This is a genomic window from Flavobacterium sp. Arc3, from assembly GCF_041431375.1.
Taxonomy (GTDB): Bacteria; Bacteroidota; Bacteroidia; order Flavobacteriales; family Flavobacteriaceae; genus Flavobacterium.
Window position 1 is genome coordinate 1 of sequence record NZ_JASMRI010000033.1, and the last position, 15372, is coordinate 15372.

Genomic DNA, 15372 nt, shown 5'->3' on the forward strand with positions numbered 1-15372 from the left:
GAATCTTGCATTGAGACATATTTTATAAACACAAATATCGAAATTTAATATTTCCCCACAACATTTAGACTTGATCCCTGGTTTCCCAGTTGACTTAGCTATTCTTTTAGGTCCTGTTTTAAGTGCCATACAATTGTATTTTAGATTATTACCTTAACAAATTTACAAAAACAATGAATACTATATAGTTTAAATTTTAAGCTCAAACCCACCCTCAATAATAAATTTTTGAAGTAGGTTGTGAACTTTGATGTTTATTTTTAAATGATGCTATTGATGCGTCTTCTAGTTTTTTAAAATATTCTTTGGCTTTGATTTTATCCACTGTGATTTTTAGTTCATCAAAACGACCGTATTCATTGATATTAAGCTCATTTATACCTGTATTCATTAAACTAAGCAGCTTTGATTCCTCTAAACCAAGTACATTTGTGATTTTTTTTATTTGATCATTTTTTGCTTTGTATTGATATTCTGTGATATATTCTCTGAATGTTTTACCACTTTCTATTTGTGCCACTCCACTTTGTACATCGTGAATGAAAATATTTGCATATTTCTGTTCCTCTTGTGTTAGGAAAGCAAATGCTTTATGTAACTCATCAAGTGTGTTTTGTAATTCGGCAGCATCAACACCTTCTTTTTTAATGTTTTTTAGATACTTATCAAAGTGAGAATTCATGTAATCTGCATCAATTTTATCGGTTTTTATTTCAGTTAAATACCCTTCAATTTTAAACGGTATATCTGCTAATCCACCACCGCCACTAGAATTGAACAATTCCTTGTAACGAAGGGCTAATATTAGGTAGATACTTTCATCAAATAACATTTCCATTACTACTTTACTATTGCCTTCTCCAAATTCGAATTTCAGTTTCTTCCAATTAAAACCTTGAATTTTGGTCGCTTCTAAATAATTATTAAAGTCCTTGAATAATGATGCATAACTTACATTTTTATTCTTTTCTTACCGTTAAATCTACACTCTTTCCTTTATTAAACATTCAGATTAAGTTAACAAGTTAATTAACTATTAATTCAAATTTAAAGCCTTACATCAATTAAAATACAGTTTTTTAACCTCTAGCATGCTTACTATATTTTTTCATCAAATTAATACAGTTACCGCTTATTCCTGTTGCCATTCAGTTATTACTTCTCGTTTTGCACTTAAAAATGATTCCTTTTATTTTGTAGAATAATTAATCCCTAAATCATTTTCTATTATGAAAAAAATTACCCTTATTGCTTCGATGATCACCCTATGTGTCGGTTTTTCATCAACAGCTTTTGCACAAGTAACAGCTTCTGCACCTACTCATGCAACTGTTGTTGCTCCAATTTCCATTGCACTAGACACAGACATGAATTTTGGAAACTTAGCCGTTTCGTCTACTGCTGGTACGGTAATTTTAGCACCTGATAGTGGTCGTACTAAAACACTTGGAGCTACATTACCTGCAACACCAGGCACAGTGACTGCAGCTCAATTTACAGTAGGTGGTGAGGCTGGTTACACTTATATCATTACATTGCCTACTGAGGACTTTACTATTACTAAAGCTACAACTCTTGAAACGATGACTGTAAATGCTTTCAGCAGCACCCCAGATGCAACTACAACTCCTACAATAGGAGGTGGTTCTGAGATTATTCTTGTTGGGGCAACTTTAAACGTTGGCGCAAATCAAGTTGCCGGTTTATATGAAAACGCAACAGGTTTTGATGTGACAGTAAACTATAACTAAGACTGTTAAAAGGGTACTGCCAGTTATGCAGTGCCCTTTTTTTTATTGCTATCCCTTCTTTAAAGGCGGAATGAATGAAGCAAGACCCCATATGAAAGAGAAAACTTTACTGCTGTTGCTATTTTTTTTACCATTTTCCGGCTCCTTAATGGCGCAAGTTCCAGTCTCCATTTTGAAAAATACGGACATGAATTTTGGCACCATATCGGTTTCATCCCGTGCTGGTAGTGTCGTTTTGTCAACTTCCGGGTCAAGAACGTCTTCAGGCGGGATATTCCTGCCGGCCTTTACCGGAACTGTTTCTGCGGCTCAATTTATAGTATCAGGCGAGCCTAATTACACCTATGCAATTACGTTACCTACAGATTTCTTACTTTATGAATCTGGAGTTGGCCCTGCATCCATGATTGTTAATGCTTTTACCAGTATACCTTCTGCCACTGGTTCTTTGACAGCTGGCACAGAAACTGTCTTTGTTGGAGCGACGGTAAATGCCGGAGCCTCCCAAACTGCAGGTTCATATACCAATGCCGCTGGTCTTGAAGTGATAGTGAATTACAACTAGTACTACGAGAAGGCTGTCAGTGTTTCGCACATTTCTTTTTACTCCTTATAAACCATTGCTGTCAATACTAAAATTGAAAGCTAAAATAATCAATGACTCCCCATGAAAGAGAAAGTTTTACTATTGTTACTATTATTTTTATTCTTTAGCTGTCCGGTAATGGCGCAAGGGAATTTGATGATTTTCCCAAAACGCATCAGCTTTGACGGCATCCAAAACAGGATGCAAATTATCAACCTGTCTAATGTCGGGAAAGATACCACCACCTATAAAATGTCGTACAGCCAGATAAAAATGGATGAGGACGGCAAATTTATTTCTATCGAAGAACCGGAACCCAATCAGCGCTTTGCGTCTCCCTATCTTCGGTTTTACCCCCGCACGATTACTCTTGCTCCTAATGCATCGCAAACGGTAAAAATACAGCTGATCAAAACTAATGGACTGGAACAGGGAGAATACCGTTCCCATCTATATTTTCGTGGCGTCCCTAAAAACAAGATTTTAGAGAAAGAAGGGCTCACCCATAAGCCAGAAAACTTAAGCATCAGTATAAAGCCGGTTTTTGGAATTTCGATTGCTAATATCATTACCATCGGAGAAGCCACCACAACCGTAGCGCTATCAAATTTGGCAGTGCAACAGTCCGAAGAGGAAATTATCCTTTCCTTAGATTTTAATCGCAGCGGCAACAACTCCTGCTATGGCGACATACAGATCAACCATATTTCTGCTGCAGGAATCACCACCAGCGCAGCCACTATCAAAGGTTTTGCCGTGTACGCTCCTGGAAATTTGCGCAGAACAAAAATAAAACTCATTGCTACCTCAAATATTGATTACACCAAAGGACAGCTTAAGGTCATTTATTCCACACAAGACAAAGGCGTGAAATATGCTGAAGCTAGCCTGCGTTTATAACATCCAAAAATACATAAGCCATGTATTCCTTACAGATACGTTTATTTGTTTTACCGCCCGTCACAATAGCTCTTCCTGAAACGGATCCCTTAATTGCTGCAGTATGTCTTAATGAAGACGGTCTGTTGAAAGGCAGAATATAATGGGTGAGTGTATCCCTAAAAAACGTATTCCACTCAGCAAGTGGATTTATTACTACGGATTGTTTAGGCAAAAGTCCGCTGCCCTTTTATTTCTATTCATTATCCTATTAGCATGTGTACCTTCTTCTGCCAGCGCACAAGAACCCGCCTGCGATGAAGTACTGCTGACCCTTCAGATGAAATACATGGGTAGTACTGAGCTGCCCTCGATAATCTGTGGCGGGGAAGTGTTTCTTTCGGTACCCGATATTTTTGATTTTTTAAAGATTAAAAATACCACTAATGCCAGTTACAGCAGCATTGAAGGTTTTTTTATCCAACAGAAGAACACTTTCAAAATTGATGAAAACACCAATCAGATAACCTATAAAGATCAGATAATTCTGCTGAACCCGGGCGATTTGTTCCGTACCAATACCAATTTATTCCTGAGATCCGTCTATTTTAATACGGTTTTTGAGCTCGAAAACAACTTCAGTTTTAGTAGTTTGTCCGTTTCGATGTCCTCGAAAATGGAACTTCCGGCCGTCAAGGAAGCGCGTATCGCACAGCTGCGGACCAATATCAACAAAATCAAAAACGAAGTTACTGCAGATACCACCCTAGTCAGGGACACACCCCTGTTTCATTTTGGAACAGCCAACTGGTCTGTGAATGCCAATCAGCAGGCGAATGGCTTCCGTTCTGAAAGACTGCTTTTAAATTTGGGTGGCATGCTAGCCGGAGGGGAATTGACAAGTTCCCTTAATTACGGCAGCAACCAGCCTTTTTTTTAAAAAAACCAACAGTATCGATGGCGTTATGTCAACGACGACAATAAATACATAAACCAGATTACGCTTGGAAAAATAGCGGCACCGTCAACAGCCACTATTTTGCATCCGGTTGTAGGTGGGCAAATCACCAATGCGCCCACCCGAATCAGAAAATCTTTTGGCACCTATACCTTAAGCGACCACACCCAAGCCGATTGGATGGTGGAACTCTATATAAACAATGTTTTGGTCGATTACGTAAAAGCGGATGCTGATGGCTTTTTTTCCTTTAATGTTCCGCTGATGTATGGCCGCACCGAAATTTCGCTACGGTATTACGGCCCCTGGGGTGAAGAACAGGTTTCAGGCAAAAAATTTGTGATTCCTTTTCAATTTCTTCCCAAAAAAGAATTCGAATACGTCCTGAGTTCTGGAATCATACAAGATGGCAAGAACAGTCCTTTTGCTAATGCAAAAGTAAACTACGGTCTTTCTAATTATATCACCTTAGGAGGCGGGATGGAATACGTTTCTTCTTTAAAAAATAATAAAACCATCCCGTTTTTCAATTCGTCGGTGCGTGTATCGTCTCAATTGTTTATTTCAGGAGCCTACTACCCTAAAGTTATGTACAACGGATTACTGAACTATACCGCTGTCAACAACCTCCGGTTGGAGTTGAATTATACAAAGTATGACAAAAAACAACAGGCCGTTCGTTTCAATTATTCCGAAATGCGCAAGGCCACCCTTTCCTACCCCATACATACCGCTCATTTTTCGGGTAATTCCCGATTGTCCGTGCAGCAAAATTTGTTTAACAACCGGAAACATACTACTGCAGAGCTTTTATTGTCCGGGTCGGCCTATGGTTTAAATTTTAATTTTACCACCAATTCCTTTTTTACCGATTCCAATAAACCGTTCCTTTACAGTAATCTGTCCACTTCTCTCCGGCTCCCTAAAGGCTTTGTTTTTATCCCTCAGCTAAGATACGAATACAACGCTGACGGCATCACTTCATTAAGAGCAGAACTAAAAAAACAAGTATTCAAGAAAGGCTTTGTTCAGGCTTCTTTTGATCGTAATTTCAAGATCGGCGGCAGTTACCTGCAAATAGGTTTTCGATATGATTTCGAGACGATAAGAACTGGATTTTCAAACAGTTTTACCAAAAACCAGGCTTCGTTTTCTCAGTCGGCTAGCGGCAGCCTGATTTATGAGCCCACAGCAGATTTTATATATTTTAACAATAAGACAAGTGTAGGAAGGGCAAGCATGAAATTCATTCCTTTTTTAGATATTAACGGCAATGGAAAACGAGATACAAACGAACCTCTAGTAATAGGCTTGCAAATTAAATTGAATGATGGCAGACAGATTAACGCCAAAGACGGAACCACAGTAATTACAGAATTAGAACCATACATAAAAAACCATGTGCAACTCAACACCACCAATATCAATACTATTGCGTGGCGGGTAATCAACAAAACGTTAAATGTCACATTAAACCCCAATCAATTAAAAATAATTGAAATACCTGTTGTTGTGGTAGGAGAAGTTGGAGGAACTGTTAGCATAAATAAGAATGGCAGACTCATTGGAACTGGTGGTTTGAAAATCAATGTTTATGATAGTGACCATATTCTTACCACAACCATTCTTTCAGAACCTGACGGGTATTTTAGTTTCCTGGGGTTAAAATCGGGCAACTATTCAGCAAAAATAGATTCGGTGCAATTACAAAATTTACAAATGAAGGCAGAGCCCGCTAACGCCCCATTTGAAATTGACAACGCAGCGGATGGAGCCATCGTGGACAATGTTGAATTTGTGCTGCATAAAAGAAAAATTGAAAAAGCAGATACTGAAACTATTCCTTTGAATAATCCAAATAAAACAGCTGTTGTTGCAGTTTCTGAAAAAACAGCTGATAAAATACAACATAGTCAACAAGTTGTTTATAGAGTGCAACTGCTGTCATCTACAATACGACTCCCGCTAAACCATTTTTGGTTTAAAAATAAAAAAGAAATAGTTGAATACCAACATCATGGCGTCTACAAATATACTTGGGGCTCAAGCAGCTCACACACCGAGGCAAACAAAATTAAAAACAAGTTACGCTCAGAAGGATATTACGATGCTTTTGTAGTGTGTTTTTATGATAACAAAAGAATCAGTAGCCAAAGAAATTAACAAAAACAACACCGATACTCACTTTACAACCACTACCAAAAAATCATTATTCGAGATCTCTAAACTCAACACTTCAATTGCAGTTATTAATAAACAATAATATGAATACATTAATGGTCTATGGCATAATAATTGGAGAAATAAAAAAAACAAAGAAGTCTAAAAAAAACTCACTCCCACTAATAGTAACCTCACAGAGTATATATTATCACAGATTAAGGGTTCAACGCCCTTATGATAAGCTAGACTTAATCTAATAAATTAAAAAAAACATATCCAACTATTAATTAATGAAGATCAACTAGCATATCTCAACAATCGAATTTATTTAAATTGAAGTAGTGCTTATTCAAAATCAATACAATCACAGTTATATCCGTTAAACATCGATTATACTTGAATAACATTCGACTATTACTTTTGTCTTTAAATAAATCATCTAATTACCGTTTTACAAATTAAACCTTTACCTTACCCCCCTACATTTCACTACTTTTTATTTAAATAAAGCACTGTAATACAAATTTTTACATTTTTTTACTTATCTAATTAACTTCGAATAAGACCCATTAAATCTAGATACGAGCCAATGACCCCTATAAATGCAATAATCATATCCGAACAAAAAGACACTTTAATAATTTTAAAAAAATTTGAAGAAGAAAATTTTATGATTATAAAAATCATTGCTGACGCAACATCGATAACTGATGGAATCAACATAATAAAGTTGACAAAACCAGACGTCATTTTCTTAGATATTACAGTAAAAGATGATACTTTTTTTGAAATGCTCGAACAATTAGACTTTTGCATTCCAAAATTAATATTCATCTCCGACCAAGAACATTTTGCACTAAAAGCATTTAAGTACAATGCAATTGATTTTATCCTAAAACCCATCGATTTTAACACTATTATTTTAGCTGTTTACAAGGCTATCAAAAGAATTGGGATGGAGCGCTCTTATCAAAATCAAAAAATTAATGATATCAACATTTTGAACTCCTTTAATCAAACTAATGAATATTTAGCTGTTTCATCATTAGATAAAGTTGAACTGATCAACATGTCAGAAATAATTTATTGTAAAGCAGATGGAAAATACACTTATTTTATTCTGCTTAATGGAAAAAAAATATTATCTACTAGAAATTTAGGGGAATACAGTAAAATTCTAGATAATAACTACTTTTTTAGAATCCATCATTCTTACATTATTAATCTTCGACATATCGTTAACATTTCAAAGAAAGACGGTTATTTCTGTGAATTTTCAAATGGAACTGTTTTACTAGTGGCCAAAAGACGGCAGGATGATTTTAATAAATTTATAAAGCTTAAAGAATAATAAAAAAACAAACCTATCAGATTTTTGAGTTTATACTTCCAAAAATTATTTTAAAAAGTAATAATACTTATGAAAACTAAAATATTAATTTTAGAACACGACGATACTGATATTGAATTGATTCAACACGAATTGAAAAAGGGTGGGGTCAATTATACACCAAAAATAGTGCGGACAGGAAACGAATATGAAAAGGCACTTCATGATTTCAAACCAGACATCATCCTTTCAAATTATATTCTCCCGTCTTTTGGCGGCATTATCGCATTTGAGTTAAAAGAAAAGCTAGCGCCACAAACGCCTTTTATTTTTGTTACCGAATCCATTGGTGAAGAAAAGGCTATTGAACTTATCAAAAACGGAGTTACCGATCTAGTGTTAAAAGAGAACCTCAGCACCTTAATTGATAAAGTGAACTGCGCACTAACAGCGGCTAAGCAGACCCTATTGAATCAATCCAAAAAAAAACGCACGGAAGAATTATGTAAAGATGAAGCCAAATTTAAGGCTTTGTTTGAAAATAGTATAGATGGAATCCTCCTTACTGTAACTGATGGGCAAATTCTAGCAGCAAACCCTGCAGCCTGTGAAATTTTTCAAAAGACCGAACAAGAAATTATTGATGCCGGAAGATACGGCATTGCAGATAATAGCGACCCTCGGTTAGAACCAATGATAAAAGAACTCCAACGCACAGGAAGGGTAACAGGAGAACTTACACTCATTCATAAAGATGGCACTAAGTTCCCTGCTGAATTAACTTCAGCAGTATATAAAGATAGTAATGGCGAAGAAAGAACGTCCATGATTATACGTGATATAACAAAACACAAACAGGCAGCCGAAAAAATTAGTAACACTACTAATTTTTTACAGCAGGCATTAAATGATCTTAATAAAACCTTAGATTTCTCACTAGATCTGATTCTCTCCTATAATGAAGATGGAAAGATTGTACGTATAAATAAAGCGTCAGAACTTATTTTGGGGTACCAAGCCGAAGAGTTAATAGGCCAAAAATATTTGAATTACATATTTCATGATGATGTTAAAGACGCAATAAATGCAGATATTGACATTAGAAGTGGCATGCAGTTAACTATGTTTGAAAACCGGTTTATACAGAAAAACGGGAGTGTTGTTTCTTTGCTCTGGTCTGCCGTATGGGATGATGAGTCCAAATTGAGCTATTATATCGGCAAAGATACTACTGAGAAAAAAAACTTAGAAAAAGCGTTTGAAATTGAAAGACAGCGGTGCTATGATTTGTATTCGCAGGCTCCTTCATGTATAGGTGTTTTAAAAGGGGCCAATCATGTCTATGAATTGGCAAATGAACTTTATTTACAATTAATCAATAAAAAAAACATCATTGGCAAGACCATAAAAGAAGTATTGCCTGAACTGGAATCACAAGGGATTTTTAAATTTTTAGATATCGTTTATCAAACGGGCGAAACCTTTTCAGCCAATGAAATGCTAGTGAAATTTGATCCACATGGAAACGGAAAACTAGTAGATACCTATTTAAATTTCATTTATCAGGCACATAGAGATACGGACAATAATATTGACGGTATTCTTTTCTTTGTCAATGATGTGACGGAGCAGGTCCTATCAAGAAAAAAAATTGAGGAGAGCCTAATGCGCTATACTTCCCTTATAGAACAAGCAAGTGATGCAATTTCTATTATTGACCCATTCAGTAAAATTATTGAAGTTAATCAGTACGCGTGTGATAAGTTAGGCTATTCCAAAGAAGAGTTTATAGCACTTTCAATTGATGATCTTTTTTTAAAAGAAGACCTTATGGCAAATCCTTTGAAAAAGGATGAATTAAAAAAAGAAAAAATTATCCGAAGCGAACGAAGATTTAAAAGAAAAGACAATACTTTAATTGAGGTGGAATTATCCGCAAAAATAATGGAAGATGGAAACACGATCCTCATTGCTCGTGATATCACCGAACAAAATCAAGCACAGCACGCCCTTAAGGAAAGTGAAAAAAAATACCGCCTTCTCTTTGAAAACAACCCGATGCCAATGTGGGTCATAGATTCAAATACGTTTAGATTCTTAGATGTAAATGAAATGGCAATCCTCCAATATGGATATAGCCGCGAGGAATTCCTTTCCATGACCGCCCTAGACATAAGACCAGAGGAAGATAAAGAGCGTTTCAGACGACAAGCTAATAAATCTTTTGAAAGTAACGGAGCAATTAATAGTGAGCAAATATGGAATCATCGGAAGAAAGACGGAACTATTATAGTAGTTGAAATCGTCGGCCAAGAAATAATATTTGAAGGATCCTCAGCACGACTTATTCTTTCGAGCAACATCAGCGAGCGCAAAATAGCAGAAGACAGTCTTCTACAAAGTGAATCCAGGTTAAAAGAAGCCCAGACAATAGCTCATTTTGGAAGTTGGGAACTTAATCTCAAAACAGGAATATTTCTATGGTCTGATGAAAAATGCTATATATATGGGCTTTCACCCGAAGATAACAAACATTCATATTCCAGCATGTTATCCTTTATCCATCCTGACGATATCAATCAAGTAATGACGACTATATTGAATGAATCACAAGGAACATTGTGCAATATTGTTTTAAATTACAGAATCGTTTTAAAAGACGGGACAATAAAACATATCGCTTCAGAATCTAAGTTTGAATTCGACCAAAACGGAAAACCGATCAAACTATTTGGTATATCAAATGATGTAACCGAAATAAAATTAGCGAAATTACAACTAGAGCAGCAAAATAAAGAACTTGCCTACCAAAACTTTGAAAAAGAATCCCGTGCAAATGAATTATTAATTGCCAATAGAGAACTTGCCTTCCAAAACTCGGAGAAAGAGGACCGTGCAAATGAATTAATAATTACCAATAGAGACCTCATCAAAACAAATATAGAGCTGGATCGTTTTGTCTACAGTGTATCCCACGATTTACGTTCACCTCTTACGTCCATCCTTGGGCTGATTTCTTTTATTGAAGAAGAAAGCGAGGAAGCAGATACTCTTGAACATGCAAACATGATTCGGAACAGTATAAATCGTCTGGATGAATTTATAAAAAAAATTCTTAGCTATTCTCGAAATAACCGCACTGGTCTGGAAATAGAACAGATTCCGTTACAGAAAACTGTTATTGATATTGCACATTCACTTCAAAGTATGAAAGAAGGAAAAGGGATTAATTTTATAATTGATATCGAGGAACAACAGCCATTTCATTCCGATAAACTCCGTTTTAACACCATACTGGTTAATCTTATTTCCAACGCAATAAAATACCACAAAGATGAAAAATCAAACAGATATATAAAAATAGTAGGTCAGTCAGACCATGAAATATTACAAATTACCATAGAAGATAACGGGATTGGGATAGCTCCAGCATATCACTCAAAAATATTCGAGATGTTTTTTCGCCTTTCTGGTACCAAGGATGGATCCGGTATAGGTTTATATATAGTGAAGGATACTCTTGGAGTCCTGCAGGGTACTATAAAAATTCACTCGGAAGAAGGTGTTGGAACAGCTTTTACTATTACTTTAAAAAATTTAAAAAAATGAAAAACGAATTACATCCAAAATTTGAGAGAGTAATGATTATAGATGACAATATTATTGATCTCTATATTGCATCACGAATAATTATTAAAAATAATTTCGGAAAAAATGTGCTGAAATATTCAGCTGCACAAGAAGCCCTAAAGTTTTTGCAGGACAATCATGACAACATTTCTATTCTACCACAGATAATTTTTATAGATATATACATGCCACTTATGTCGGGATTTGAATTTTTGGAAGCCTATGATAAATTACCATCCAATTTAAAGAATTATTGCAAGACATTCATTATTTCATCAACCATCGATGATCTTGACATCGCTCGAGCAACCAGCGATAAAAATGTAGTTCGCTTCCAAGTAAAGCCTATCAATAAGGCATTTCTTGACCGTATTAAATTAGCTAATAGTTGATATTCTTAGTTTAATTCATAATTGGAAAACTCAAATATTTAAATTACAACTTTTGAATAATTTATTTTGGATTTTAAATATCTGGACTTAATAGAAATTATAACTCTCTGAAATCGAAGCAAAACATAAAAATATTATATTTTTCAAGTTGTGAGACAGATAAAAGCCTGGCCTCACCATCAGGCTTTCGTATAAATTCGGGAAAACCCTGATAGTTATCGGGGCAAGCCGAACTCGATTTTATGCTGAACTCGATTCAGTATTATTTCTTTTTTGACTTTGTTAATCCTTTTAAAAGGAGCGAAACCGTAAAACTGATAATGGCTCCTACAATTGCCAGAGTAATAGTTTTTACAACATCTTCAGAAACAATATTGGAGATTACACTCAATAAAGTCCAGGATGCAGTTCCGATTTGTAAGGCATTATTTGATTCCATCTCTAGGTAAATTTTCATTGTCTTTCCGCATTCTATTTAGGAGATCCTCTTCTGATTTCGCATCATCATCAACTGTCATTTGACTCACTGCAGAAAGCACACCTCCAGCACCTGCTAGATAACCCGCAACACTTACAACAACTGTTGGTAAAACCACCGGTGCGGCAATAACACTGCCAATTAGGGCCAATAAGACCAAACCAATACTTCGCAATACCCTGAAAAAATTCGGAGTGGGCGATTTTGTTCTTTCTACTACATTCATAATTTATCTGCTTTTATTTCAGCCCTATCATCCTGCGCGGAGTCGAAAGATTAGATTGAATCCTTATTTTCACTTCTTCGTTCCGTCCCACGGCAGCGTAAACCAATGTCGTGAGCTTTTCTTATGCTATTCGGGAGGCACTGCCCCTTCCCTATTCTAGTGTATATGGTTACGGGAGCGATACAGCCCAAAAGTTCTTTTTTGGCATCATTGGCAGGATGGATTAATATAAAATCTCGTCTTGGAACATTTTGTAAATGTATATGCCATTTGAACTTTGGGCTAAACCGCTTCTGTAAAACGTATTCTCCTTCGGGAATACAAGAAATCCACCTTTGGTTTTGCAACTAAGGCAACTCGATGGTATCACAAACTATAGTGCCGTTCCATTCTAAAGCTCCTTGTGTTCCCTCGGGAAAACAGGTCTTATTTAATACCAAAACCATCTTACAGACCGCTTACTTTTACCAATGCCAATGGATTTTACGCCCCATTTTTCAATGGATACATTCTACCATTTACTTCCTGATAAAACTCCACTCCCAAAGCCAAAAACAAAGGACTTACACTATTTGGAGTCACTGAATTAAAATGATTGATGGCAATTACTGGAGTGGAATGCCATGGCTGGATAGCTGTCTCTAAACTGGAAACAATGAAAGTTTCCTCCTCAAAATTAATTTCGGTTGCCGCAGAAATGATTTTATAATGAGTTGTCTCACTTGGAGTAGCAATCATATTGGCAGGAACAAAAGGATCAACGGAAGCTGAAATTTCACCAATAGCTCTATCAATTGGCCCCACAAATGGAACAAACAAAGTCCTACCTAATTTTCCAGTAATATTGAAATCAAAACCCACAAGCAATTCTACTTCGTAATCAATTACATTACGTGATCCTCTTTCGTTCACTAAATCTGCTTGGATCACTTTGACCATGGATTGGGTCAATCGACTCACCATTCTACTTTCGGCAGAATTGATAAGTAAGGTTCTAAATGCTGTTCTCAACATTATCCCAGTCTTCCCTGCTCTACCGAATTCGGCTCCGTTTTCACGCATTCTCTGGAACGCAGGATCAGTTGCAATTCTTTTCGCAGCGAGTCCTCCTTTTTCACGGGCCAAATGCCCGTCTTTGGTTTTGTAAAAGGTAATATCCCCGATAGTACCTTTAAATTTAATTATGCCGTTCTGTCTTGCTATAATTCCTCAAATTTTAAATTAATAAATGTTTCAAATTCTTACAATGATCTTCCTGTTGCAACATGTATTGATTGATTACTAACAAAGATGAATTGAATTTCAATACGAAATTATAAGTGCTGCTCCATATGACGGACAGCGGTAAAAATGGTAGAAATCGATCTAAATGTCAGTTGGTATTCAGAATAAACCATATACTACAACTATATGCTTTTACATATAAAACACTATGTTTGCTAAAAATCAATGCAAAAGCATATGACGATGATGACATTAGCCAGTTTTGTAAAAGAAAAAAGGAAATGAAGTAAACCTTACCCAAGAAGCTTTTGCGGAACGCGCTGGAGTGGCACTAACTGTTGTTCGTAAAATAGAACAAGGTAAAGAAAACCTGAATCTCGAAAAGGTAAACCAAGTACTAAAAATGTTCGGACGTACCTTGGCAGCAGCCAATACAAGAGAATTATTAAAAACAGACAATCCTACACAATAAACAATAAGTTCCAATCATTTTTTTTTGATTAATTTTACTCCACTACAGTCTGACAAATAGAATTTTAGAATCAACCAAAGCCTGATCAAAGTAATAGATAAAGTATGAGAACAGAAACCAAAAGATTATGCATCTACCCGAAAGACATACAGCGCATAACTGGGAAGAGTTATCGTCAAAGCATAGACTGTTGCAAAACATCAGAAAGGAGCTTAATAAGCTCCAAAACGAATTTGTGTCAGTAGAGGAATTCTTCCAATACACCAGTCTAAAAATGGAACAGGTCGAACTTTTGATAATTGTTTAGAAATTATTTTTTAAGCTATCAAATTTTGAACGGTCAGCTATTCAAATAGTCCACTTAACCCGTTCATTTTTAGCGCCATTTTTTGTTGTTTTCTTGCATCGTTCTCGATAAAAAAGTAGTTTTATAAAGCATTTTTTAATAAAATATAGAAACGTTGCTGTAAGACATCGTAAAGTCTTCTTTTAGCATCTTTTCGCTGCAGCACTAATTTTACATAGAATTAAATATCATTTAAGAAAAATTGACTACCATTTTCATTTTTCCCTATAATTTGACGGGGGCTTTCTACCATAGTACATCACTGCTTTTATATCTCTCCTATTTTTATTTGACTACTTAAAAAGCAAATTTTAAGGCTAGAAACCACTAGTGCCAGCTTAATATTGTGGTAAAACTTCCTACTAAATGTTGAAAAAGGTCTACTTTGAGAGCTTACTTAGCTAAGAATATAATAGCACAGGAGTAAGTACTATCTTTATTAAGGAGTAGGCTATCAAGATGTCTACAATAGGCAAAATAAGGACTCTCAAATCAGCCCTACCCCCTTTATAGTATATAATATGATTCCGAATTTATCTTTAGGGCGCCTTTATATTTGCGGGCATCAGTTTGTCCAATTGCCGTTCTAGTCCCTTCCTTACAGACAGATGCGCCACGGCCAGGTAAAATGCAATGCACCGATACATTATCAAATATTGGCCCCAAGTGTGCAAAACGGCACTCATACCAATTTGGAATTCTTTCTTTCTTTCTTTCTTTCTTTCTTTCTTTCTTTCTTTCTTTCTTTCTTTCTTTCTTTCTTTCTTTCTTTCTTTCTGCCAAAACTGCTTAAAGTAGCCCAAGCCGACTCAAAAAAGATATCATAAACCGCTAATTATATAATATTAAAAACAATTGTATAACATTCTCTATGTAAAGTTTTGTATCTTTAAAGTAATGGTAAAGAACCGTTGTCTATCAAAAGTGAAGAAATTTA

At 35.7% G+C, this 15372-nt stretch carries 13 protein-coding genes and 2 pseudogenes; 9 read left to right on the top strand and 6 right to left on the bottom strand.

The features are described from left to right. Nucleotides 1–214: 214 nt before the first annotated feature. A pseudogene (locus tag QO200_RS17650) lies at nucleotides 215–946 on the bottom strand (hypothetical protein); the annotation flags it as partial. A gap of 283 nt (nucleotides 947–1229) precedes the next feature. On the opposite strand from QO200_RS17650, the gene QO200_RS17655 reads away from it, so the two are divergent. The 8 genes from QO200_RS17655 (at nucleotide 1230) to QO200_RS17690 (ending at nucleotide 11689) form a co-directional block, all read left to right on the top strand. After that, on the top strand, nucleotides 1230–1751 hold the full coding sequence (locus QO200_RS17655) for a DUF4402 domain-containing protein (protein WP_371542848.1): 522 nt from the start codon (nucleotides 1230–1232) through the stop codon (nucleotides 1749–1751). A gap of 148 nt (nucleotides 1752–1899) precedes the next feature. Then, entirely contained in the window at nucleotides 1900–2316 is a 417-nt protein-coding gene (locus QO200_RS17660; RefSeq protein WP_371542851.1) for a DUF4402 domain-containing protein, read from the top strand. A gap of 102 nt (nucleotides 2317–2418) precedes the next feature. After that, nucleotides 2419–3237: a molecular chaperone gene (locus tag QO200_RS17665; protein ID WP_371542853.1), complete on the top strand. Its 819-nt coding sequence runs from the start codon at nucleotides 2419–2421 to the stop codon at nucleotides 3235–3237. 142 nt (nucleotides 3238–3379) lie between these two features. Next, entirely contained in the window at nucleotides 3380–4156 is a 777-nt protein-coding gene (locus QO200_RS17670; protein WP_371542856.1) for a hypothetical protein, read from the top strand. A gap of 99 nt (nucleotides 4157–4255) precedes the next feature. Continuing rightward, nucleotides 4256–6337: a hypothetical protein gene (locus tag QO200_RS17675; RefSeq protein ID WP_371542858.1), complete on the top strand. Its 2082-nt coding sequence runs from the start codon at nucleotides 4256–4258 to the stop codon at nucleotides 6335–6337. A 589-nt stretch (nucleotides 6338–6926) separates the two neighbouring features. Continuing rightward, nucleotides 6927–7688: a LytR/AlgR family response regulator transcription factor gene (locus QO200_RS17680; RefSeq protein ID WP_371542861.1), complete on the top strand. Its 762-nt coding sequence runs from the start codon at nucleotides 6927–6929 to the stop codon at nucleotides 7686–7688. Nucleotides 7689–7757: 69 nt separating this feature from the next. Beyond that, nucleotides 7758–11276 (top strand): PAS domain S-box protein, encoded by a 3519-nt coding sequence (locus QO200_RS17685; protein WP_371542863.1) that lies wholly within the window; start codon nucleotides 7758–7760, stop codon nucleotides 11274–11276. Next, the gene (locus QO200_RS17690) at nucleotides 11273–11689 is read left to right on the top strand and encodes a two-component system response regulator (RefSeq protein ID WP_371542866.1); all 417 of its coding nucleotides are present in this window, start codon (nucleotides 11273–11275) and stop codon (nucleotides 11687–11689) included. The genes QO200_RS17685 and QO200_RS17690 overlap by 4 nt, the downstream gene beginning before the upstream one ends. Nucleotides 11690–11951: 262 nt before the next feature. On the opposite strand, the gene QO200_RS17695 is transcribed toward QO200_RS17690, so the two are convergent. The 4 genes from QO200_RS17695 to QO200_RS17710 all read right to left on the bottom strand — a co-directional run bounded on the left by QO200_RS17695 (nucleotide 11952) and on the right by QO200_RS17710 (nucleotide 13596). Beyond that, nucleotides 11952–12128 (bottom strand): hypothetical protein, encoded by a 177-nt coding sequence (locus QO200_RS17695; protein ID WP_371542868.1) that lies wholly within the window; start codon nucleotides 12126–12128, stop codon nucleotides 11952–11954. After that, on the bottom strand, nucleotides 12115–12393 hold the full coding sequence (locus QO200_RS17700; protein ID WP_371542871.1) for a hypothetical protein: 279 nt from the start codon (nucleotides 12391–12393) through the stop codon (nucleotides 12115–12117). The genes QO200_RS17695 and QO200_RS17700 overlap by 14 nt, the downstream gene beginning before the upstream one ends. 50 nt (nucleotides 12394–12443) lie before the next feature. Beyond that, on the bottom strand, nucleotides 12444–12740 hold the full coding sequence (locus QO200_RS17705) for a DUF5675 family protein (protein WP_371542873.1): 297 nt from the start codon (nucleotides 12738–12740) through the stop codon (nucleotides 12444–12446). A gap of 136 nt (nucleotides 12741–12876) precedes the next feature. After that, nucleotides 12877–13596, bottom strand: coding sequence for a hypothetical protein (locus QO200_RS17710; RefSeq protein ID WP_371542947.1), 720 nt, complete (start codon nucleotides 13594–13596; stop codon nucleotides 12877–12879). 264 nt (nucleotides 13597–13860) lie between these two features. Here QO200_RS17710 and QO200_RS17715 point away from each other — a divergent pair. Further along, nucleotides 13861–14089: pseudogene (locus QO200_RS17715) on the top strand (helix-turn-helix domain-containing protein). A gap of 853 nt (nucleotides 14090–14942) precedes the next feature. On the opposite strand, the gene QO200_RS17720 reads toward QO200_RS17715, so the two are convergent. Then, entirely contained in the window at nucleotides 14943–15218 is a 276-nt protein-coding gene (locus tag QO200_RS17720; RefSeq protein WP_371542876.1) for a hypothetical protein, read from the bottom strand. Nucleotides 15219–15372 lie beyond the last annotated feature (154 nt).